This window comes from Citrobacter amalonaticus Y19, from assembly GCF_000981805.1.
Taxonomy (GTDB): domain Bacteria; phylum Pseudomonadota; class Gammaproteobacteria; order Enterobacterales; family Enterobacteriaceae; genus Citrobacter_A; species Citrobacter_A amalonaticus_C.
The window spans coordinates 4439574-4462831 of the sequence record NZ_CP011132.1 but is presented as its reverse complement, the minus strand read 5'-3'; the positions used below and the strand labels follow the sequence as shown (position 1 = coordinate 4462831).

The window sequence follows — 23258 nt, the reverse complement described above, 5'->3', positions numbered from 1 at the left end:
GTCACCTGTATAACCAGTACGCGGTGCTTTCTACATTCGCACCGCTTTGTATATAACGTTTAAGCGCGGCGGTGTTGCCCATCTGGGTCGCCACCCGCAATGTTGTTTTGCCGCGCGCCTGCGCCCAGCTCAGCGCCGCCTGCATCAGTTCGGCTCCTGCGCCACGCCCGGCGAGTAAGCCGATGCGCGCCTCACGGTCATTGAGTTCACGCAGCGAAACATAGCCGCGAATAGCGCCGTTTGCGGTGCGAAGAACCAGACACTGATGATCAAACGTGCCGTGTACCGCGTTTTCAATCCACTGCGCATAAAAGCGGGCGCTGGCATCAGGCGCGTACCACGGCGCACGAAAACGACTTTGCGCAAAGGCCGCCGCAGCGAGTTGACGCAATGCCGGAATGTCCGTCAGTTGTGCAATTTCTGCGCCAGTTTGCCCGCCGGTTTCCCCGACGCTGACGGCAAGATCCACTTCCCCTTCCACCAGCGAGAAACCCAGCTGTTGCAGAACATCCAGACCGGCGGTATTGGCCGCCGGAATTTTAGCCTGCACCCGTGACCAGGGCTGTAAGACGTCTGCGGTTAATAACGGCGCGGCGGGATCCAGCCGGACAATCGCGCTGTTGACGCCAAAGAAGCGATTTTCCCAGCCCAGCGGCTCAATACTGGCGCGGACGTGCACGAAGCAGCTCCAGCAAATATTGGCCGTAGCCCGTTTTCGCTAAGGCGCTGGCGGCACGTTTCACACCGTCATCATCCAGCCAGCCATTGCGCCAGGCAATCTCTTCCAGACAGGCAATTTTGAATCCCTGACGCTTTTCAACCGTCTGCACAAAGGTACTCGCCTCAATCAGGCTGTCATGCGTTCCCGTATCGAGCCAGGCAAAACCGCGCCCCAGTAGCTCAACCGTCAGATTGCCTGCTTCAAGGTACATCTGATTGATAGAGGTGATCTCCAGTTCGCCGCGCTCGGAGGGTTTCACGCGCTTTGCGTACTCCACCACGTTGCTGTCGTAGAAATAGAGCCCGGTCACCGCCCAGTTAGATTTAGGCTGTTTCGGTTTCTCTTCTAACGAGATGGCGCGGAAATTGTCATCAAACTCCACTACGCCAAACCGTTCTGGATCCATCACCTGATAGCCAAACACGGTCGCCCCTTCGGTACGCGCAGCCACATGACGCAATTTGGGGCTGAACCCCTGACCAAAGAAGATATTGTCGCCTAACACCAGGCAGGAAGGCTCACCGTTAAGGAACGTCTCACCGATGATAAACGCCTGTGCCAGACCATCCGGACTCGGTTGTTCAGCGTATTGCAGAGAAATGCCGAATTCGGAACCGTCACCCAGCAGACGCTGAAAATACCCTTTATCTTCCGGCGTGGTAATGATCAGGATCTCGCGAATACCTGCCAGCATGAGCACCGATAATGGATAATAAATCATCGGCTTATCGTAAATGGGCAGCAACTGTTTAGACACGCCGCGCGTGATAGGATGCAAACGGGTGCCAGAACCGCCCGCCAGAATGATACCTTTCATGCCTTCCTCCTCCGGGTAATCAGCCCTTCAGACCCAAACGTTGGCCCTGATAGCTGCCGTCCTGCACGGGCTTCCACCATGCCTCATTCGCCAGATACCACTGCACGGTTTTACGCATGCCGCTTTCAAAGGTTTCCTGCGGCGTCCAGCCAAGCTCACGGTCGATTTTCGACGCGTCAATGGCGTAGCGTACGTCGTGACCCGGACGGTCATCCACAAAGGTAATCAGGTCGCGATAGCGCGCGATACCCTGCGGTTTATTCGGTGCCAGTTCTTCCAGTAGGTCGCAAATCGTCTCCACCACGTCCAGGTTCTTACGCTCGTTATGACCGCCAATGTTATACGTTTCCCCGACTTCCCCGGTGGTCACCACGCAGTACAGCGCTCTGGCGTGATCGTCCACATACAGCCAGTCGCGGATCTGCTGTCCGTTGCCATACACCGGCAGCGGTTTACCCACCAGCGCATTGAGAATCATCAACGGGATCAGTTTTTCCGGAAAGTGGTATGGGCCATAGTTGTTGGAACAGTTGGTGATAAGCGTCGGGAAACCGTAAGTACGCAGCCAGGCGCGCACCAGGTGATCGCTACTGGCTTTTGACGCGGAATAGGGACTGCTTGGGGCGTACGGCGTCGTCTCAGTAAAGAAATCATCCGTCGAGTGCAGATCGCCATACACTTCATCCGTCGAGATATGATGGAAGCGAAACGCCGATTTTTTCTCGTCAGCCCGTTCACTCCAGTACGCCCGCGCCGCTTCCAGTAGCGTGTAGGTGCCCACAATGTTGGTTTCGATAAACGCCGCCGGGCCGTCGATAGAGCGATCGACATGACTCTCGGCGGCCAGATGCATCACGCAGTCTGGTTGATACTGTTGAAAAACCCGATCCAGCGAGGCGCGATCGCAAATATCCACCTTCTCGAAGGCAAAACGATCGCTCTGCGCAACCGGCGCCAGCGACATCAGATTGCCGGCGTAGGTGAGTTTATCCACTACCACCACCGCATCTGCCGTCTCATTAATGATATGCCGTACCACCGCTGAGCCGATGAAACCTGCGCCACCGGTCACCAGAATCCGTTTCATTAACGCCACACTCCTTTGGTATCCACGACGTACTGCTGCTGCACGGCATCACCCTGAATGGCTTTAAACTGGCTGTGATCGACCAGCATCACCAGCACGTCGGCCGTCGCCAGCGCGTCGTTCAGTTCTGCCAGGGTGCAAAGACCATCCAGCTTTTTCGGCAACTGGTGGATGTTCGGTTCCACCACCAGCGTTTCACCGCTGTGCCACTGGGCGATACTCTTCGCAATCCCCATCGCCGGGCTTTCACGCAGATCGTCGATATTAGGTTTGAATGCAAGGCCAAAGCAGGCGATTTTCACTTCGCTGGCGCGCTTGTCCGTCGCTGCCAGGCAGTCCGCAACGGCGGCTTTAACCTTATCAACAACCCAGTGTGGTTTAGCGTCATTCACTTCGCGCGCGGTACGAATCAGACGCGACTGTAGCGGATTCTGCGCCACGATAAACCACGGGTCGACAGCAATACAGTGCCCACCGACGCCCGGTCCCGGCTGGAGAATGTTGACGCGCGGATGGCGGTTCGCCAGGCGAATAAGCTCCCAGACGTTAATCCCCTGTTCGGCGCAAATCAGCGACAGTTCGTTGGCAAAAGCGATGTTGACGTCGCGGAAGCTGTTTTCCGTCAGCTTGCACATTTCGGCCGTACGGGAATTCGTCACTACACACTCGCCTTCAAGGAATATCTTGTACAGCTCACTGGCGCGCGCCGAGCACACCGGCGTCATGCCGCCGATCACCCGGTCATTTTTAATCAGTTCAACCATTACCTGGCCCGGCAGAACGCGCTCAGGGCAATAGGCGATATTCACATCCGCCTGCTCTCCCGCCTGCTGCGGGAAGGTGAGATCCGGACGCATTTCTGCCAGCCACACCGCCATCTGTTCGGTCGCACCAACCGGAGAGGTCGACTCGAGGATCACCAGCGCGCCTTTTTTCAGTACCGGCGCAACGGATTTCGCCGCCGCTTCGACATAGGTCATGTCCGGCTCATGCTCGCCTTTAAACGGCGTCGGCACCGCAATCAGATACGCATCGGCGTCGACAGGCGTAGTGGTAGCGCGCAAGAAGCCGCCTTCCACCGCCGTTTTCACTACCTTATCCAGATCCGGCTCAACAATATGGATTTCACCGCGATTGATGGTCTCCACCGCATGCGGGTTAACGTCCACCCCAATGACCTGCTTTTGGCGCGAAGCAAAGGCAGCCGCCGTCGGCAAACCGATATATCCCAGCCCAATAACAGAAATGGTAGAAAAACTCATAGCGATACCCGATTGTTTTTTAACGCGTGTAAAATGCGGCCACAGGCCTGCCCGTCGCCGTATGGGTTATGGGCGTGGCTCATGGCTTGATATTCGTTTTCGTCATGCAGCAAACGCGTGACTTCTTCAACAATGCGCTGTGAGTCTGTCCCCACCAGACGCACGGTACCCGCGGTAACCGCCTCGGGCCGTTCGGTCGTTTCACGCATCACCAGTACCGGTTTACCCAGTGATGGTGCCTCTTCCTGAATCCCGCCGGAGTCCGTCAGAATCAGCCAGGCGTGATTCATCAGCCAGACAAAAGGCAGATAGTCCTGCGGTTCAATCAGCGTCACGTTTTCAACATGGCCGAGAATGCGGTTGACCGGCTCGCTGACGTTCGGGTTCAGGTGCACCGGATAAACAATCTGCACATCCTGATTAGCGGCCGCAATCTCCGCCAGGGCATGGCAAATCTGCTCAAATCCGCGACCAAAGCTTTCGCGACGATGACCGGTCACCAGGATCAGCTTTTTATCCGAGCTAAGGAACGGATACTGCTCGGCCAGTTCTGAACGCAGCGTATCGCTCGCCAGAACACGGTCGCGCACCCAAATCAGCGCATCAATCACCGTATTGCCGGTGACAAAGATGCGGTTATCGGCAATATTCTCGCGCAGCAGGTTTTGCCGCGAATTCTCTGTCGGCGCAAAGTGATACATCGCCAGATGCCCGGTCAGCGTACGGTTTGCCTCTTCCGGCCACGGGGAATAGAGATCGCCAGTGCGTAACCCGGCTTCGACATGACCAACCGGTATACGCTGGTAAAACGCGGCCAGGCTAGTCGCAATAGTGGTCGTGGTATCTCCGTGAACCAGCACCACATCCGGCTTGAAGTCTGCGAGGATAGGCTTCAGCCCTTCCAGTATCCGACAGGTAATTTCTGTCAATCCCTGACCTGGCTGCATGATGTTGAGATCGTAGTCAGGGACAATAGAAAAGAGGTTCAATACCTGATCGAGCATCTCCCGGTGCTGCGCGGTGACGCAGACTTTTGCGTCGAAATCAGGATCCTTTGCCAGCGCATGCACCAGAGGCGCCATTTTTATGGCTTCCGGTCGCGTGCCAAATACAGTCAGTACTTTCACATCGATTCTCTTCGAATAGTCAGTGAGGGCCCAGCCCCTCACTGCGGCAGTCGTGCTAAATCGTGCGGCGGCGGGTTAACGCAACACCTGCGCCGATAAGCCCCCCCACGATGCCCCACATCACCATCAGGAAGGCACGGCGTGGGCTATCGCGTTTTACCGGTTCTTCCGGCGTACGCAAATAGCGATAGGTCTGAAAACGCGGGTCCAGAGTTGGACCCACATTCAATGTATTTAGCATGGCTCGATTCTGGAAGTAGTCCAGATCGAAGGAGGGGCCAACCGCCTGTAAATTTTCAAGGCGTGCCTGGAGCATCGGACGTCCGAGCAGAAACAGCTCAGAATCCGGTAATTCATCTGCCGGCACATCTGTCGCACTGCGGGAGATATTGTGCTGTTCTGCAATCTTAAGCGCCTGCTCAATGCTGCTCACGCGGCGGGAGAAAATGGCTTTCGCCACCTCTTCCTGACGTTTGACCTGCGCCTTCATTTGCACAGTCCGCGCGGCCCACGCGCCTTTCAGTTCTTCGTTGAGATGGCTTGCCGCACGCTGACTGGAGAACGCCACATACTGGCGCAGCAAATTGTTTGCATCAGGCGCCGTTTCGGCAATGAGTTTGACGCTGTCGTTAATCGCGCGGGCGAAATCACCGGGGGTGAACTGGATGTTATTGATAAGCTCATCCAGCATCGCGGCATCGGCTTTGCTGTTGCCGACCATCCGCTGCTTGTAGTAGTCGGTTTGCAGCCAGAAATCGCGACGCGTATCCCAGGAGGCCAGTTGCATGACGAACTCTTTATAGGCTTCATCCATGACCGAAGGTTGCTCACCTGATGCGTTGTCGGCTTTCGTATCGAGATTGCGCAAAAACTGCTGCTGGGAGTAGTAACCGCCCAGCATGTTCACCGTGGGGCGATCGGAGATCGCGGTCGCACTCCACTCCTGACGAGCAAAAAACGTATACGCCAGCGCGATCAGCGCAAATAACAGCGCGATACCGACAATCCACACCTTCCCGGCCCACAAGGTACGAAACAACCCACGTATATCCAGTTCATTCTCAGCGCTCACAGCGTGTGCCCCCGGCAATGGTTGAGTCATCGCACCCTCATTTACTTGGTTAATTTCGGATTGTTATCACGGTTTCTTCGTAATCTGCGCTTCATGCGCTTGATGAACCTCGCCACCTTCCAGGCACGTTTAATGCAGTAACCGTAGAGGAAGAATGCTAGCAAAAAGAGCACCAGCATGGCCCATTCCGGGACAAAATGAGAATATTCCGCCAGCACGCCAATCGAGGCCAGTATCGCAGCGGCAAGCGTTATCAGGACAAACGCCTGACGTGAAGTAAACCCTGCGCGCATGATCAAATGATGAATATGTTGACGGTCTGGCGAGAACGGGCTCATCCCTTTACGCAGACGACGGTACATGATGGCCACCATATCCATCAGCGGAATGGCGATGATCCACAGTGCGGTAACCGGGCTTATCGGGTGCGTTCGCCCCTGGGTGGTTTCAAGCAGGATCCAGATAACGGTAAAACCAATCAGCGTACTGCCCGCGTCGCCCATAAACACTTTATAGCGACGGCCAAGCGCACCGAGGTTCAGCAGTATATACGGCAGGATGGCGGCGATCATGGCAAAGCACCAGATAGCCAGACTTGTCTGTCCATCAAACCACAGGATAAGCCCCATCGCAGCAAATGAGACGCTTGAGAGTCCGCCTAATAAGCCGTCGATACCATCCACCATGTTGAATGCGTTGATCGCAGCCCACACGGCGAAGAGTGTGAGGAAATAACCAAACGGCCCGAGCACCATCTCCCACGGACCAAAGATGTAGCCGAGGCTACTGAGATAGAGTTTTCCCACCACCATCATGATCACGCCGATAGCGGCCTGAATGGTGGCACGAATTTTTACGCTAATATCAAAACGATCGTCCAGTGCGCCGATAAAAACCAGAACACCTGCACAAGCCAGATAGAGAGCCGCATGGGGAATATAGACATTCACAATGCTGAATGTGAAACAAATCCCCGCATAAACTGAGATGCCCCCAACTAACGGTATCAATCCCTGGTGGCGTTTACGGAAGTTGGGTTTATCCACTAAACCGACCTTTTTTGCGACCTTGCGCGCAAAAAACAGGAACAGTGTCGTGAATAAAAAAATACTGATGAGATCAGTACTGACTGTCAGTAAATTCACAATGCATGCTCTCAGAGAAAATTATTAGCAGAAGTATAACCACGACGGTCTGTATTCAGAAGGGAAACTCCATCCCGAACCGTCTGTTTTGTATAATTATTAACCATGCGTCGCACTTGATGACTACCGTGTGCGCGTCAGGGGTGATAATCCATTATTTGTTAGCGTGTCGTTAAGATTACAGACATAAAAGCAAAACGCCACGTAAAAACGTGGCGTTTTCGGCTGAGAGCGAGTTTACGAGCGCTTCATCATGTCGAAGAAGTCGTCGTTAGTCTTGGTCATTGCCAGTTTATTAATGAGGAATTCCATTGCGTCGATTTCGCCCATCGGGTGAATAATCTTACGCAGGATCCACATTTTCTGCAGCTCTTCCTGGGTGGTGAGCAGCTCTTCTTTACGGGTACCGGAACGGTTGTAGTCGATAGCCGGGAAGACGCGTTTTTCAGCAATCTTACGAGAGAGGTGCAATTCCATGTTACCGGTGCCTTTAAACTCTTCGTAGATGACTTCATCCATCTTAGAGCCGGTATCAATCAGCGCCGTGGCGATGATGGTCAGGCTGCCGCCCTCTTCCACGTTACGTGCCGCACCGAAGAAACGCTTCGGACGATGCAGGGCGTTAGCGTCCACACCACCAGTCAGTACTTTACCGGAGGCCGGAACCACGGTGTTGTAAGCACGCGCCAGACGGGTGATGGAGTCGAGCAGAATGATAACGTCTTTTTTATGTTCAACCAGACGTTTCGCTTTCTCGATAACCATTTCCGCAACCTGAACGTGACGGGATGCCGGTTCGTCAAAGGTAGAAGCGACAACTTCACCTTTCACCAGACGCTGCATCTCGGTCACTTCTTCCGGACGTTCGTCAATCAGCAGGACCATCAGCACACAGTCTGGGTGGTTGTAAGCAATACTCTGCGCAATGTTTTGCAGCAGCATGGTTTTACCGGCTTTCGGCGGTGCGACGATCAGACCACGCTGACCACGACCGATTGGCGAAGCCAGATCCAGAACACGCGCCGTTAAGTCTTCGGTAGAACCGTTACCACGTTCCATACGCAGACGAGAGTTTGCGTGCAGCGGGGTTAAGTTTTCGAAGAGAATTTTGTTACGGGCGTTTTCCGGTTTGTCATAGTTAACTTCGTTAACTTTCAGCAGCGCAAAGTAGCGTTCGCCTTCTTTTGGCGGGCGAATCTTACCAGAGATGGTATCACCAGTGCGGAGGTTGAAACGGCGGATTTGGCTGGGGGAAACGTAGATGTCATCAGGACCGGCGAGATAGGAGCTGTCTGCAGAACGGAGGAAACCAAATCCATCCTGCAATATCTCCAGCACACCGTCACCAAAGATATCTTCGCCACTCTTTGCGTGCTGCTTCAGGATGGCAAAAATAATGTCCTGCTTACGCATACGAGCCAGGTTTTCCAGCCCCATATTTTCGCCGAGAGTGATCAGCTCAGAAACCGGCGTATTCTTTAATTCGGTAAGATTCATAGTGGTGTGAGTTCTTAAACTTGGGGTAAATCTCGAACTTAATTTGTGAATGGTATGGCAGGGTCATCCATGCCTGTTTACGGCCATCAACTCATGTCTGTTCGCTGTCTGGTCACAGGAAAGTACGCAGAACTGAAACGACAAGACGGATTGAATGATAAGCCAGGAATCTGTCCACTTCACGTGCGAGAAAAAACGGGAAGTATTGGAATTGTCAAGATTCAAACTTAATAAGGTATGTTTAATACGAAGTCAACACTAACTTAGCACGACTCACGTCGGGCGTCCAGTCATCCGAATCATTTAGGATCCTGGTCACCCGAACATGAGACGTCCGGCTTACGCCAGGTTAGCGTCGAGGAACTCTTTCAACTGACCTTTGGACAGTGCGCCCACTTTGGTCGCGGCAACTTCACCGTTCTTAAACAGCAGCAGGGTCGGGATGCCGCGGATACCATACTTCGGCGCAGTGCCTGGGTTTTGGTCAATGTTCAGTTTAGCAACCGTCAATTTACCCTGATATTCGTCAGCGATTTCATCCAGAATCGGGGCGATCATTTTGCACGGTCCGCACCACTCTGCCCAGAAATCAACGAGGACTGCCCCGTCCGCTTTGAGTACATCCGTGTCAAAACTGTCGTCAGTCAGGTGAATAATTTTATCGCTCATATAAACTCCACAGGAAAAAGCCTGGTGTGTTGGTATATACACATCCTCTTTCAAGCTGCCTCTTTGTTGGCTTCGCTCATCGCCCCAGTCACGTACTCTGTACGCTTCTGTGGACTGATTCACTTGCCGGCTCGACGCATCATGAATGATTTGTGTATAGCATTAACCAACTAAAGGTTGACTTTATTTCACCGGATACGCTTTCGTAAAGCAATAGTAAGCTGATATTCTACCACACTATGAGCAAAACACATTTAACAGAACAGAAGTTTTCCGACTTCGCCCTGCACCCAAAGGTTATCGAAGCCCTTGAAAATAAAGGCTTTCATAACTGCACGCCCATTCAGGCCCTCGCACTGCCGCTTACGCTGGCTGGTCGCGATGTTGCCGGGCAGGCGCAAACCGGTACCGGAAAAACGATGGCGTTCCTGACGTCAACGTTTCATTATCTCCTCTCTCATCCCGCGATTGATGATCGCAAGGTGAACCAGCCACGCGCCTTAATTATGGCGCCGACGCGTGAGTTAGCCGTGCAGATCCACGCCGATGCCGAGCCGCTGGCACAGACGACGGGTCTGAAGCTGGGCCTCGCTTACGGCGGCGACGGTTACGACAAACAGCTGAAGGTGCTGGAAAGCGGCGTCGACATTTTAATCGGCACCACGGGTCGTCTGATCGACTACGCGAAACAGAATCACATCAATCTGGGCGCCATCCAGGTGGTGGTCCTCGATGAAGCCGATCGCATGTACGATCTTGGCTTTATTAAAGATATCCGCTGGCTGTTCCGCCGCATGCCGCCGGCCAACCAGCGCCTGAACATGTTGTTCTCTGCTACCCTCTCTTATCGCGTACGTGAACTGGCGTTCGAACAAATGAACAACGCCGAATACGTCGAAGTCGAGCCGGAACAGAAAACGGGTCACCGTATTAAAGAAGAGCTTTTCTATCCGTCTAACGAAGAGAAAATGCGCTTACTGCAAACGCTAATCGAAGAAGAGTGGCCGGATCGCGCCATTGTCTTCGCTAACACCAAACACCGTTGCGAAGATATCTGGGGTAGCCTTGCCGCTGACGGTCATCGCGTCGGCTTGCTGACGGGTGACGTAGCGCAGAAAAAACGTCTGCGTATCCTCGACGAATTCACCCGTGGCGATCTGGATATCCTGGTCGCAACCGACGTCGCCGCGCGCGGCCTGCACATTCCTGCCGTCACGCACGTCTTTAACTACGATCTGCCTGACGATTGCGAAGACTACGTACACCGTATTGGTCGTACGGGCCGCGCTGGCGCAAGCGGTCACTCCATCAGTCTGGCCTGTGAAGAGTACGCCCTGAACCTGCCTGCGATTGAAACCTACATTGGTCACTCGATTCCGGTGAGTAAATATAATCCGGATGCGTTGATGAACAATCTGCCGAAGCCGCTGCGTCTGACACGCACGCGTCCTGGCAATGGCCCGCGTCGCTCTGGCGGTGCCCCGCGCAATCGTCGCCGTTCAGGTTAAGAAAAGTTATGCCATACACAAAATCATTCAGCCTGTATCAAGGCGGCAAGAAAACGAATCCCGATGAGCTTACTTTGGTCAGTGATTCGGGTGAGAGAACGCAGCCAACACAGATACGGGTTGAAGGATGAAGTGTATGAATTCGACCTCGTTGTACGCAGCAATCGATCTCGGTTCCAATAGTTTTCACATGCTGGTAGTACGCGAGGTGGCAGGTAGCATCCAGACGCTCACGCGCATTAAACGCAAGGTGCGTCTGGCCGCTGGTTTGAACAGTCACAATGTCCTTTCTGCTGATGCAATGGAGCGCGGCTGGCAATGCCTGCGTCTGTTCGCCGAGCGCCTTCAGGATATTCCACAACCTCAAATTCGCGTGGTCGCCACGGCAACCTTGCGTATCGCGGTGAATGCCAGCGAATTTATCGCTAAAGCGCAGGAAATCCTCGGTTGTCCGGTTCAGGTCATCAGCGGTGAAGAAGAAGCGCGCCTGATTTATCAGGGCGTGGCGCACACCACTGGCGGCGCGGATCAGCGTCTGGTCGTTGATATTGGCGGCGCCAGTACCGAACTGGTCACCGGAACGGGCGCGCAAACCACCTCGTTGTTTAGCCTGTCGATGGGCTGTGTCACCTGGCTTGAACGTTACTTTACCGATCGCAATCTGGCGCAAGAAAATTTCGATGAAGCGGAAAAAGCGGCGCGCGATGTGCTGCGTCCGGTTGCCGATGAACTTCGCTATCACGGCTGGAAAGTCTGCGTCGGCGCCTCTGGGACCGTTCAGGCGTTGCAGGAAATCATGATGGCGCAGGGAATGGATGAGCGCATCACGCTGGCGAAACTGCAGCAGTTGAAACAGCGAGCGATTCACTGTGGCCGTCTGGAAGAGCTGGAAATTGAAGGGTTAACGCTGGAACGCGCGCTGGTGTTCCCCAGCGGACTGGCCATTCTGATCGCGATCTTCACCGAACTGAATATTCAGTGCATGACCCTGGCCGGTGGAGCGTTGCGTGAAGGACTGGTCTACGGAATGCTGCATCTCGCGGTGGATCAGGATATTCGCAGCCGCACGCTGCGTAACATTCAGCGCCGGTTTATGGTGGATACCGATCAGGCGCATCGCGTCGCAAATCTGGCGGTGAGTTTTCTCGATCAGGTCGAAAATGAGTGGCACCTTGAACCGATCAGCCGCGAACTGCTGATCAGCGCCTGTCAGTTGCACGAGATAGGTCTGAGCGTTGATTTCAAGCAAGCGCCTTCGCATGCCGCCTATCTGGTCCGCAATCTGGATCTGCCGGGCTTCACGCCAGCGCAGAAAAAACTGCTCGCCACGCTGCTGTTAAATCAGACCAACCCGGTCGATCTCTCGTCGTTGCATCAGCAAAACGCCGTACCGCCGCGCGTGGCGGAGCATCTCTGTCGTCTGCTCAGACTGGCGATTATCTTTGCCAGTCGCCGTCGTGACGATCTGGTGCCAGCCATTACGCTGCGTGCGTCGAATGAAATTCTCGCGTTAACGCTGCCGCCGGACTGGCTGGAACAGCATCCGCTGGGCAAAGAGTTGATTGAACAAGAAAGCCAGTGGCAGAGCTATGTCCACTGGCCTTTAGAAGTACAGTAAGAAAGCGGCTGGTAAACCTGATGTCGGATGGCGCTACGCTTATCCGACCTACAGAGAGTTTTTTTCAATTCGTTGATATATAAATAAATTGTAGGCAGGGTAAGGCGAAGCCGCCACCCGGCATTATTTTATTGGCCGCGCTTTGCCGCCATCATGGCTTTCAGATTCGCCAAATGGCTTTGCCCTTTCTGCATTCGCTCTTCGGCGCTCACTACTTTACGCTCCTGCTCCCAGATCAGATCGTCCTGCGGTAACTCCAGCAGGAAACGACTCGGCTCCGGGCGCACCAGTTCACCGTACTGACGCCGCTCTTTACACAGCGTAAAAATCAGCTCTTTCTGCGCACGGGTGATCCCGACATAGGCCAGACGCCGCTCTTCGTCGATGTTGTCTTCATCGATACTGCTCTGGTGCGGCAGGAATCCTTCTTCCATTCCCACCATAAACACATACGGGAACTCCAGCCCTTTCGAGGCGTGCAGCGTCATCAGTTGCACCTGATCCAGATCTTCCTCGCTCTCGCCGCGCTCCATCATGTCGCGCAGCGTGAAACGGGTGACAACCTGAGTGAGCGTCATGGGCTCATCCAGTTCGCTCCCTTCCAGCATTTCGGTCATCCAGCTAAACAACTGGTTGACGTTTTTCATACGCATTTCAGCCGCTTTTGGGCTGGGCGAGGTTTCATAAAGCCAGGATTCGTAATCAATTCCGTGGATGAGATCGCGGACGGCGGCAATCGGCTCGCGTTCAGCCAGCCTTTGAACCTCGCCCAGCCAGTGGGTAAAACGGGTGAGCGAGTCATAGCCGCGCCCGGTGAGTGTCTGGCTCAACCCCAAATCAAAACTGGCGGTAAACAGGCTTTTATTGCGCGTCATCGCCCATTCGCCCAGCTTTTGCAGCGTGGCGGGGCCGATTTCGCGCTTTGGCGTATTCACAATCCGCAGGAACGCGCTGTCATCATCCGGGTTGGTCAATACCCGCAGGTAAGCCAGCAAATCTTTAATCTCCGGACGCGAGAAGAACGACGTCCCGCCGGAGATTTTGTATGGAATACGGTTCTGCATGAGGAATTTTTCAAACACCCGCGCCTGGTGGTTGCCGCGATACAGAATGGCGTAATCCTTATATTCCGTTTTATTCACAAAGTGATGGGCGATCAGCTCCCCGGTTACCCGCTCGGCTTCGTGTTCCTCATTATTCGCACTCAGGACTTTAAGCTCCGCACCGTATCCCAGTTCGGAAAAGAGACGCTTTTCAAAAACGTGCGGGTTGTTGGCAATGAGGATGTTCGCCGCCTTCAGGATCCGTCCGGAAGAACGGTAGTTTTGCTCCAGTTTGATCACCTGTAACGCCGGGAAATCCTGACTTAACAGTACCAGGTTTTGCGGACGCGCACCGCGCCAGGAGTAGATTGACTGATCGTCATCCCCCACGACGGTGAATCGCGCCCGGCTTCCCACCAGCAGTTTCACCAGTTCGTACTGACTGGTGTTGGTATCCTGGTATTCATCCACCAGCAGGTAGCGAATCTTGTTCTGCCAGCGCTCGCGCACCTCTTCATTGCGCTGTAGCAGCAACGTCGGCAGCAAAATCAAATCGTCAAAATCGAGGACGTTACAGGCTTTCATATGCGCATCGTACAGACTGTAGCAGTGCGCGAAGATCCGATCGCGTTCGCCTTTCGCACTGGCGGCCGCCTGCGCTGGCGTTTTGAGATCGTTCTTCCAGTTCGAGATCGTCGAGATCAGCTGTTGCAGCACCACTTTGTCGTCTTCAATCAGCCCTTCCGTCAGGTCTTTTAGCAGCGCAACCTGGTCCGTATCGTCAAACAGCGAGAAATTCGATTTCATCCCCAGCGCGGCGTATTCGCGTTTAATCACCTCCAGCCCCAGCGTATGGAAAGTGGAGATCATTAACCCGCGCGCCTCTTTGCGTCCCAGCGTCTGTCCGACACGCTCTTTCATCTCGCGCGCCGCTTTGTTGGTAAAGGTCACGGCCGCAATGTGTCGCGCCTGATAGCCGCAGCCACGGATCAGGTGAGCAATCTTATTGGTGATAACGCGTGTCTTACCGGAACCCGCACCCGCCAGCACCAGGCAAGGTCCGGTGACGAATTCGACAGCTTGTTGTTGGCCGGGGTTTAAACGCATAGGAAAAAGTGCTCAATCTTCGAACGGGGGAGGGATTGTAGCAGAAAGCGAGGCAGAGGGAGAAACAGGCTGCCTGTCAGGCAGCCTGAAAGTGATGGCAAACCTCATCCCGATACCGGGTAAGCAGAGATCACCACGCTAATGACATCAATTAGCCCCCCACAGCAACCCGTTTTCCACATACTTGTGGATCAAGACAACAATGCCCAGAACCAGCGTTTGCTGCCCCTGGTTCCTCATTCTGGCGACGACACGCATACCTGCGCTGCAAAGAAGAACACCTGAAGCAGCAAACTGGCATACACCCGATGAGACATCTGTCCTGCGCTGGCGAAGAGTATATGTCTGACGCCCGGAGGAATGATAAAGTAGCGGGCAACCTTTGAGAGATGAGAACGTAATAATGGCAAAAACCGCAGCAGCACTGCATATCCTTGTTAAAGAAGAGAAACTGGCACAGGATCTTCTGGAGCAGATTAAAAACGGCGCCGACTTTGGCAAGCTGGCGAAGAAACACTCTATCTGTCCGTCAGGCAAAAGAGGCGGTGACTTAGGCGAATTCCGCCAGGGCCAGATGGTTCCGGCGTTCGATAAAGTGGTCTTTTCCTGCCCGGTGCTGGAGCCTACCGGTCCGCTGCATACCCAGTTCGGTTACCACATCATTAAAGTGCTGTACCGTAATTAAGCAAAAGCCCAGAGCGTTCAGACTCTGGGCTTTTTTTGCCGGATGACGCTACGCTTATCCGGCCTACGAAACGGTCATTTTTTTGTAGGCCGGATAAGGCGATTACGCCGCCATCCGGCAATTCTTGCCAGGATTAACCCGCGACTGCAATACGCTTCATGTCGGTCATATACCCACGCAGTTTCTTACCTACCTGCTCGATAGCATGGCTGCGAATGGCTTCGTTCACATCACGCAACTGAGCGTTATCCACCGCGCCTTCGGCGATCGCTTTACCCAAATCGCCTGCCTGCAGCGTGGTCATGAACTCTTTGAGCAGCGGTACGCAAGCGTAAGAGAACAGGTAGTTACCGTATTCAGCGGTATCAGAAATAACCACGTTCATTTCGTACAGACGCTTACGCGCAATGGTGTTCGCAATCAGCGGCAGCTCGTGCAGTGATTCGTAGTACGCAGATTCTTCAATGATGCCGGAATCCACCATGGTTTCGAACGCCAGTTCAACGCCCGCTTTCACCATTGCGATCATCAGTACGCCTTTATCGAAGTACTCCTGCTCGCCGATTTTACCGTCAAACTGCGGGGCGGTTTCAAACGCGGTTTTGCCGGTCTCTTCACGCCAGGTCAGCAGTTTCTTATCGTCGTTGGCCCAGTCCGCCATCATGCCGGAAGAGAATTCGCCGGAGATGATGTCATCCATATGTTTCTGGAACAGCGGCGCCATAATCTCTTTCAGCTGTTCGGAGAGTGCATAAGCGCGCAGTTTCGCCGGGTTGGACAGGCGGTCCATCATCAACGTGATACCGCCCTGCTTCAGCGCTTCGGTGATGGTTTCCCAGCCGAACTGAATCAGTTTTTCGGCATAGGCCGGATCGGTGCCTTCTTCCACCAGCTTGTCGAAGCACAGCAGAGAACCAGCCTGCAGCATGCCGCACAGAATGGTCTGCTCGCCCATCAGGTCGGATTTCACTTCTGCAACGAAGGAAGATTCCAGTACGCCCGCACGGTGACCGCCGGTCGCCGCGGCCCAGGCTTTCGCAATCGCCATGCCTTCGCCTTTCGGATCGTTTTCCGGGTGAACGGCGATAAGCGTCGGCACACCGAAACCACGTTTGTACTCTTCACGCACTTCGGTACCCGGACACTTCGGTGCCACCATCACCACGGTGATGTCTTTACGGATCTGCTCGCCCACTTCAACGATGTTGAAACCGTGAGAGTAACCCAGCGCCGCGCCGTCTTTCATCAGCGGCTGTACGGAACGCACCACGTCGGAGTGCTGTTTGTCCGGCGTCAGGTTAACCACCAGATCCGCCTGCGGGATCAGCTCCTCGTAAGTGCCGACTTTGAAGCCGTTTTCAGTCGCTTTACGCCAGGACGCGCGCTTCTCAGCAATCGCCTCTTTACGCAGCGCATAGGAGATATCCAGCCCGGAATCACGCATGTTCAGGCCCTGGTTCAGACCCTGCGCGCCACAGCCGACGATGACCACTTTTTTACCCTGAAGGTAGCTTGCGCCATCGGCAAATTCGTCGCGGCCCATAAAGCGACATTTACCCAGCTGCGCCAGCTGCTGACGCAAATTCAGTGTGTTGAAGTAGTTAGCCATGGTGATTCCTCGTGATGTTGTTTTGTCGTGCTTTATTGTTCGGTTCGCTTGCCGTGTCATGGCAAGAGAGAATGAACCCACTATATGACAGGAAATTTATTGCGGAAATTGATATATTCACAACGTCACGTTGCAATTTATGCAATGTAAAAAGGTGGAGTGGAGTCCGTGGATTTACGCGACCTGAAAATGTTCCTGCATCTGGCGGAAAGCCGTCACTTTGGCCGCAGCGCGCGGGCGATGCACGTCAGCCCTTCTACGTTATCACGGCAGATCCAGCGCCTTGAGGAAGATCTCGGCCAACCGCTGTTTGTTCGCGATAACCGCACGGTCACGCTGACCGAAGCAGGTGAAGAGCTGCGGACGTTTGCCCAGCAGACGTTGTTGCAGTATCAGCAATTACGCCACACCCTCGATCAGCAAGGCCCGTCGCTGTCGGGGGAACTGCATATTTTCTGTTCGGTGACCGCAGCCTATAGCCATCTGCCGCCGATCCTCGACAGATTTCGCGCTGAGCATCCCTCGGTAGAAATTAAACTCACCACTGGCGACGCCGCCGATGCCATGGAAAAGGTGGTGACCGGCGAAGCGGATCTGGCGATAGCCGGGAAACCGGAAACGCTGCCCGGCGCAGTGGCGTTTTCGATGCTGGAAAATCTGGCGGTGGTGCTCATTGCCCCGGCGCTGCCCTGCCCGGTACGCAATCAGGTTTCGGTGGAGAAACCCGACTGGTCTACAGTGCCATTCATCATGGCCGATCAGGGACCGGTGCGCCGCCGCATTGAACTGTGGTTCCGTCGCCATAAAATCAGCAATCCGCAAATTTACGCTACCGTGGGCGGTCATGAAGCGATGGTGTCGATGGTCGCGCTTGGCTGCGGCGTGGCGTTGTTGCCCGAAGTGGTACTGGAAAACAGCCCCGAACCGGTGCGCAATCGCGTGATGATTTTAGAGCGTAGCGACGAGAAAACGCCGTTTGAGCTGGGCGTCTGCGCGCCGAAAAAGCGGCTGCATGAGCCGCTCATCGATGCGTTCTGGAAAATTGTCCTCGAGAGGAAAATCGACGAAAGTCGGTAACGGTTACAGATCCGCCGGGTCAATTTGCTTCAGGGTTTCCACCTGTATTAACCACTGGTACAGCGGTTCCAGTTGACGGAAACCGTCTGCCAGCAGCGTCACCAGATCGGCGCGGAAGAGTTTTTCCACGTCGGTATCCGTAGCCATTGCTGCAAAGGATTTGCGGTGATACCAGTCGGAAATCGTCGGATCAAGATCCTTTACCAGCAGCCGCTTATAGCGCTCCCCCACCAGTTCAAACGGCGCCCGACAACAGTCAGCCACTTCCAGAAACTGCGTGGGTCGCTGTTTTAGCGTATGACGAAACAGATCCATCGTCGGCTTACTGGCGCTGTAATAACCCAGTCCATAACGCAACGTATCGGGGCTGATTTCAAAAAAATACGCGGGGGCATCGGTCCAGTTTTTAGCTGAACGTTTGAAGGTCAGCCACATCCGGCTGCGATAAAGCGATTTGTCATTGGAAAAACGGGTATCACGGTGAATGCGCGATAGCGTTTTGCCGATGGCGGAACGGGTTTCCAGCAGCGGATCAATCTCTGACATCACCGGCGCTAAGTCGTCCACCAGCGCCCGAAACGGCGTGAGTATGCTGCGATCGTAAATAAAACGGTGCTCCTCAAACCACGTTTTATCGTTTTCAATTTTTACCTGCTGAAGAAACGTCAGCCCTTCCTGCGCAAATCCCTGAAAGCGTCCAGCCATCTGCTTGCCTCTATAAATAATTGCCTGATGGTGGCGCAAAGCACGACGCCATCAGGCTTATGCCAACACACTTAACCCGCGAGGAAGAAACGGAATGCCGGGTTATTTGTTTCGTCGTGACACTCATAACCCAGTTCTTGCAAGCGCGTTTCGAAATCCGGTTCGTGCTCGCCCAGTTCAAACGCAGCCAGTACGCGGCCATAGTCCGTACCGTGGCTGCGGTAATGGAACAACGAGATATTCCAGTGGGTGCCCAGCGTATGCAAAAACTTGAGCAGCGCACCTGGAGATTCCGGGAACTCGAAGCTGAATAAGCGCTCCTGAAGCGGTTTGGAGGGACGCCCGCCAACCATGTAGCGCACGTGCAGTTTCGCCATTTCGTCATCGGAGAGATCGACCACGCTATAACCGCCGTCGCGCAGCAGATTCAGGATCTCGGTGCGCTCTTCCATGCCCCTGCTCAACCGGACGCCGACAAAAATGCAGGCATTCTTATCATCGGCAAAGCGATAGTTAAACTCGGTAACTGAGCGACCACCCAGTAACTGGCAAAACTTCAGGAAGCTGCCCTTTTCTTCCGGAATGGTCACTGCCAGCAGCGCTTCGCGCTGTTCGCCCAGTTCACAACGCTCAGAAACATAGCGCAAGCCATGGAAATTGACGTTAGCGCCGGAAAGGATATGCGCAAGGCGTTCGCCGCGAATGTTGTGTTGGGCGACGTACTTTTTCATTCCCGCCAGCGCCAGCGCACCGGAAGGCTCCGCCACTGCGCGCACATCTTCAAAGAGGTCTTTCATCGCCGCGCAAATCGCATCGCTATCCACGGTGATGATATCGTCGAGATACTCCTGACAAAGGCGGAAAGTTTCATCCCCAATGCGCTTCACCGCCACGCCTTCCGCAAACAGACCGACGCGGGGAAGATCGACCGGATGACCCGCCTCCAGCGCCGCTTTCAGACAGGCGGAGTCTTCCGCCTCCACCGCAATAACTTTGATTTGCGGCATCAGCTGTTTGATCAGAACCGCGACGCCCGCCGCCAGACCGCCGCCGCCGACTGGCACAAACACGCGATCGAGATGGGCATCCTGCTGGAGCAATTCCAGCGCCAGCGTCCCCTGACCGGCGATCACCATGGGGTGATCGAACGGTGGAACCCAGGTAAAGCCCTGCTGCTGCGACAGTTCAATCGCTTTCGCTTTCGCTTCATCAAAATTTGCGCCATGCAGCAGCACTTCGCCGCCGAAACCACGAACGGCATCGACTTTGATATCCGCCGTCGCAACCGGCATCACGATCAGTGCCTTCACGCCCAGACGAGCGGAAGAGAACGCCACGCCCTGGGCATGGTTGCCCGCAGACGCGGTGATCACCCCGTGAGCTTTTTGCGCCTCGGTCAGCCCCGCCATCATCGCGTAAGCACCGCGAAGCTTGAAGCTGTGAACCGGCTGCCGGTCTTCGCGCTTCACAAGGATCACGTTATCAAGGCGCGACGAAAGCTTTTCCATTTTTTGCAGCGGTGTCACCTGCGCCGCTTCGTATACCGGCGCGCGGAGCACCGCACGCAGATATTCTGCCCCTTCCGGGGCAGCTGACAGAGGTTGTGATTCGGCCATCATCAGCCTCCCAGTTTCGATTTATCGCGTACCGCGCCTTTATCTGCGCTGGTCGCCAGGCTGGCATAGGCGCGCAGCGCAAACGACACCTGACGCTGACGATCTTTCGGTGTCCAGGCTTTGTCACCGCGCGCTTCCTGCGCTTCACGACGCGCCGCAATTTCCGCATCGCTCAACTGCAACTGAATGCCACGGTTTGGAATATCAATAGCAATCATGTCGCCATCTTCAATGATCGCGATATTGCCGCCGCTGGCCGCTTCCGGTGAGACGTGGCCAATGGAAAGTCCGGAGGTGCCGCCAGAGAAACGACCGTCGGTGACCAGCGCGCACGCTTTGCCCAGACCCATCGATTTGAGGAAAGTCGTCGGGTAGAGCATTTCCTGCATCCCCGGCCCACCTTTTGGCCCTTCGTAGCGGATCACAACCACGTCGCCTTCCACCACTTTGCCGCCGAGGATTGCGTCAACCGCCTCATCCTGGCTTTCATACACTTTGGCCGGGCCAGTGAATTTCAGAATGCTGTCATCCACGCCGGCGGTTTTAACGATGCAGCCATTTTCCGCGAAGTTACCGTAAAGTACCGCCAGGCCACCGTCTTTGCTGTAAGCGTGTTCCAGAGAACGGATACAGCCTTCGGCGCGATCGTCATCCAGCGAATCCCAGCGACAATCCTGCGAGAATGCTTCTGTGGTGCGAATACCCGCCGGGCCTGCGCGGAACATCAGCTTCACGGCGTCATCTTGTGTCACCGTGATGTCGTACTGCTCAAGGGTTTGCGGCAGCGTCAGACCCAGCACGTTTTTTACGTCCCGGTTCAACAGGCTCGCGCGATCCAGTTCGCCCAGAATCCCCAGCACGCCGCCCGCACGGTGAACATCTTCCATGTGATATTTCTGCGTACTCGGCGCCACTTTGCACAGCTGCGGGACTTTGCGGGAAAGCTTGTCGATATCACTCATCGTGAAGTCGATCTCTGCTTCCTGCGCCGCAGCCAGCAGGTGCAGAACAGTATTGGTGGAGCCGCCCATCGCGATATCCAGCGTCATCGCATTTTCAAACGCCGCCTTGCAGGCAATATTGCGTGGCAGCGCGGAGGCATCATCCTGCTCGTAGTAACGTTTAGTCAGCTCAACAATGCGTTTACCGGCATTGAGGAACAACTGCTTACGATCGGCGTGGGTCGCGAGCAGTGAACCGTTACCCGGCTGCGACAGGCCCAGCGCTTCGGTCAGGCAGTTCATCGAGTTTGCGGTAAACATCCCGGAACAGGACCCGCAGGTCGGGCAGGCGGAACGTTCAACCTGATTGCTCTGGTCATCAGAAACTTTCGGGTCCGCGCCCTGAATCATGGCATCAACCAGATCGAGCTTGATGATTTTGTCAGAAAGCTTGGTTTTCCCGGCCTCCATCGGACCGCCGGAAACGAAGATCACCGGAATGTTCAGGCGCAGGGAGGCCATCAGCATCCCTGGGGTGATTTTGTCGCAGTTGGAGATACAAACCATTGCATCGGCGCAATGGGCATTCACCATGTACTCCACCGAATCGGCGATCAGCTCGCGCGACGGCAGTGAATAAAGCATGCCCCCGTGGCCCATGGCGATACCATCATCGACAGCAATGGTGTTGAACTCTTTAGCCACGCCGCCCGATGCTTCAATCTGTTCGGCGACCAGTTTACCGAGGTCGCGCAAATGCACGTGCCCTGGCACAAACTGGGTGAATGAGTTCACAACGGCAATGATCGGTTTACCAAAATCGGCATCGGTCATTCCGGTGGCGCGCCACAGCGCGCGGGCTCCTGCCATATTGCGGCCATGAGTGGTGGTGGCGGAACGGTACTTAGGCATGCTTGATTAACTCCCGTCTGTCTTTCCCCTGCATACTTCACGCTGCAGGTGCGTTGGCTGCAACGTGAAGTATTTGGGGGAAATATTAATTTTGTTATTGGTTTACTGAATCCAACCAACCCCATTTGTCTTCGGTTTCGCCAGTAAACAGACCGAAGAAGGCTTGCTGGACGCGTTTGGTGACAGGACCACAGCGGCCTTCGCCCACCTGGATACCGTCAACGCTGCGAACCGGGGTGATTTCCGCCGCCGTACCGGACATAAACACTTCGTCCGCCAGATACAGGGATTCGCGGGACAGAACCTGCTCGCGTACTTCAATACCCAGTTCTTTTGCCAGTTTGATGATGGCGTCACGGGTGATCCCCGGCAGCGCGGAAGAGGTAAACGGCGGGGTAAACAGCACACCGTCTTTCACTTCAAACAGGTTTTCACCGGCACCTTCGGAAATGTAACCATTCACATCCAGCGCAATACCTTCCTGATAGCCATGACGACGTGCTTCGCTACCCACCAGCAGTGACGAAAGGTAGTTACCACCGGCTTTTGCCGCAGTCGGGATGGTGTTCGGCGCGGCACGGTTCCACGAGGACACCATCGCATCGATCCCTTGTTCCAGCGCTTCGGCACCCAGGTACGCGCCCCACGGGAACGCAGCGATAATAACGTCGGTGGAGTATCCCGGAGGTGGATTCACGCCCATCCCCACATCACCAACAAACACCAGTGGACGAATATAGGCGCTGGTCAGGTTATTTTTACGGATCACCTCACGGCAGGCTTCCATCAGCTCATCCACACTCTGAGAGACCGGGAAACGATAAATTTTGGCTGAATCATGCAGGCGCTGCATGTGTTCGCGATGACGGAACACCACCGGGCCTTTGTGCGAGTCATAGCAACGGATGCCTTCAAAGACAGACGTACCGTAGTGCAGCGCGTGGGACATCACGTGAACTTTCGCGTCTTCCCAACGAATCATCTCGCCATTGAACCAAATGTAATCAGCTTTTTTCGTCGTCATTTCTTCTTCCTGTTGC

General features: G+C 54.7%; 20 protein-coding genes. 4 read left to right on the top strand and 16 right to left on the bottom strand.

Annotated elements, in window-relative coordinates; translation table 11 throughout:
• Position 1: 1 nt before the first annotated feature.
• The 10 genes from rffC to trxA form a co-directional block, all read right to left on the bottom strand.
• Positions 2-679: a dTDP-4-amino-4,6-dideoxy-D-galactose acyltransferase gene (gene rffC, locus F384_RS20580; RefSeq protein WP_046492932.1), complete on the bottom strand. Its 678-nt coding sequence runs from the start codon at positions 677-679 to the stop codon at positions 2-4.
• Positions 657-1538: a glucose-1-phosphate thymidylyltransferase RfbA gene (gene rfbA, locus F384_RS20575; RefSeq protein WP_046492931.1), complete on the bottom strand. Its 882-nt coding sequence runs from the start codon at positions 1536-1538 to the stop codon at positions 657-659. The genes rffC and rfbA overlap by 23 nt, the downstream gene beginning before the upstream one ends.
• Positions 1539-1557: 19 nt before the next feature.
• Positions 1558-2625, bottom strand: coding sequence for a dTDP-glucose 4,6-dehydratase (gene rffG / locus F384_RS20570; RefSeq protein ID WP_046492929.1), 1068 nt, complete (start codon positions 2623-2625; stop codon positions 1558-1560).
• On the bottom strand, positions 2625-3887 hold the full coding sequence (wecC, locus tag F384_RS20565) for a UDP-N-acetyl-D-mannosamine dehydrogenase (RefSeq protein ID WP_046492928.1): 1263 nt from the start codon (positions 3885-3887) through the stop codon (positions 2625-2627). The genes rffG and wecC overlap by 1 nt, the downstream gene beginning before the upstream one ends.
• Positions 3884-5014: a non-hydrolyzing UDP-N-acetylglucosamine 2-epimerase gene (gene wecB, locus F384_RS20560; protein WP_046492926.1), complete on the bottom strand. Its 1131-nt coding sequence runs from the start codon at positions 5012-5014 to the stop codon at positions 3884-3886. Before wecB ends, wecC begins: the two co-directional genes overlap by 4 nt.
• A 55-nt stretch (positions 5015-5069) precedes the next feature.
• Positions 5070-6116, bottom strand: coding sequence for an ECA polysaccharide chain length modulation protein (gene wzzE / locus F384_RS20555; protein WP_046492925.1), 1047 nt, complete (start codon positions 6114-6116; stop codon positions 5070-5072).
• Positions 6117-6127: 11 nt separating this feature from the next.
• Positions 6128-7231: a UDP-N-acetylglucosamine--undecaprenyl-phosphate N-acetylglucosaminephosphotransferase gene (wecA, locus tag F384_RS20550; protein ID WP_046492924.1), complete on the bottom strand. Its 1104-nt coding sequence runs from the start codon at positions 7229-7231 to the stop codon at positions 6128-6130.
• 237 nt (positions 7232-7468) lie between these two features.
• Positions 7469-8728 (bottom strand): transcription termination factor Rho, encoded by a 1260-nt coding sequence (rho, locus tag F384_RS20545; RefSeq protein ID WP_002437993.1) that lies wholly within the window; start codon positions 8726-8728, stop codon positions 7469-7471.
• Positions 8729-8814: 86 nt separating this feature from the next.
• Entirely contained in the window at positions 8815-8898 is an 84-nt protein-coding gene (locus F384_RS30015) for a rho operon leader peptide (protein ID WP_155404057.1), read from the bottom strand.
• A gap of 169 nt (positions 8899-9067) precedes the next feature.
• Positions 9068-9397 (bottom strand): thioredoxin TrxA, encoded by a 330-nt coding sequence (gene trxA / locus F384_RS20540; RefSeq protein ID WP_046492920.1) that lies wholly within the window; start codon positions 9395-9397, stop codon positions 9068-9070.
• Positions 9398-9636: 239 nt separating this feature from the next.
• Between trxA and rhlB the strand changes: the two genes are divergently transcribed.
• Together rhlB and gppA are read left to right on the top strand one after the other, a co-directional pair.
• Entirely contained in the window at positions 9637-10905 is a 1269-nt protein-coding gene (gene rhlB, locus F384_RS20535; RefSeq protein ID WP_046492918.1) for an ATP-dependent RNA helicase RhlB, read from the top strand.
• Positions 10906-11041: 136 nt separating this feature from the next.
• Positions 11042-12523, top strand: a complete 1482-nt coding sequence (gppA, locus tag F384_RS20530) for a guanosine-5'-triphosphate,3'-diphosphate diphosphatase (RefSeq protein ID WP_046492917.1) — start codon at positions 11042-11044, stop codon at positions 12521-12523.
• Positions 12524-12651: 128 nt separating this feature from the next.
• Here the strand turns inward: gppA and rep are convergent, their stop codons facing one another.
• A complete protein-coding gene (rep, locus tag F384_RS20525) occupies positions 12652-14673 on the bottom strand; it encodes a DNA helicase Rep (protein ID WP_046492916.1) in 2022 nt (673 codons plus the stop codon).
• A gap of 403 nt (positions 14674-15076) precedes the next feature.
• On the opposite strand from rep, the gene ppiC reads away from it, so the two are divergent.
• Positions 15077-15358, top strand: a complete 282-nt coding sequence (gene ppiC / locus F384_RS20520) for a peptidylprolyl isomerase PpiC (RefSeq protein WP_006812396.1) — start codon at positions 15077-15079, stop codon at positions 15356-15358.
• 133 nt (positions 15359-15491) lie between these two features.
• On the opposite strand, the gene ilvC is transcribed toward ppiC, so the two are convergent.
• Positions 15492-16967, bottom strand: a complete 1476-nt coding sequence (gene ilvC / locus F384_RS20515; protein WP_046492914.1) for a ketol-acid reductoisomerase — start codon at positions 16965-16967, stop codon at positions 15492-15494.
• A 168-nt stretch (positions 16968-17135) separates the two neighbouring features.
• Here ilvC and ilvY point away from each other — a divergent pair, with 168 nt between their 5' ends.
• Complete coding sequence (ilvY, locus tag F384_RS20510) at positions 17136-18044, top strand: HTH-type transcriptional activator IlvY (RefSeq protein WP_046492912.1); 909 nt, start codon at positions 17136-17138, stop codon at positions 18042-18044.
• A gap of 3 nt (positions 18045-18047) precedes the next feature.
• Here ilvY and F384_RS20505 read toward each other — a convergent pair whose 3' ends face one another.
• From F384_RS20505 to ilvE, 4 genes are all read right to left on the bottom strand, one after another.
• Positions 18048-18749 (bottom strand): DUF2461 domain-containing protein, encoded by a 702-nt coding sequence (locus F384_RS20505; protein ID WP_046492910.1) that lies wholly within the window; start codon positions 18747-18749, stop codon positions 18048-18050.
• A gap of 71 nt (positions 18750-18820) precedes the next feature.
• Complete coding sequence (gene ilvA / locus F384_RS20500; RefSeq protein ID WP_052747013.1) at positions 18821-20365, bottom strand: threonine ammonia-lyase, biosynthetic; 1545 nt, start codon at positions 20363-20365, stop codon at positions 18821-18823.
• 2 nt (positions 20366-20367) lie between these two features.
• Complete coding sequence (gene ilvD / locus F384_RS20495) at positions 20368-22218, bottom strand: dihydroxy-acid dehydratase (RefSeq protein ID WP_046492907.1); 1851 nt, start codon at positions 22216-22218, stop codon at positions 20368-20370.
• Between the two features lie 94 nt (positions 22219-22312).
• On the bottom strand, positions 22313-23242 hold the full coding sequence (gene ilvE, locus F384_RS20490) for a branched-chain-amino-acid transaminase (protein ID WP_046492905.1): 930 nt from the start codon (positions 23240-23242) through the stop codon (positions 22313-22315).
• Between the last annotated feature and the right edge of the window lie 16 nt (positions 23243-23258).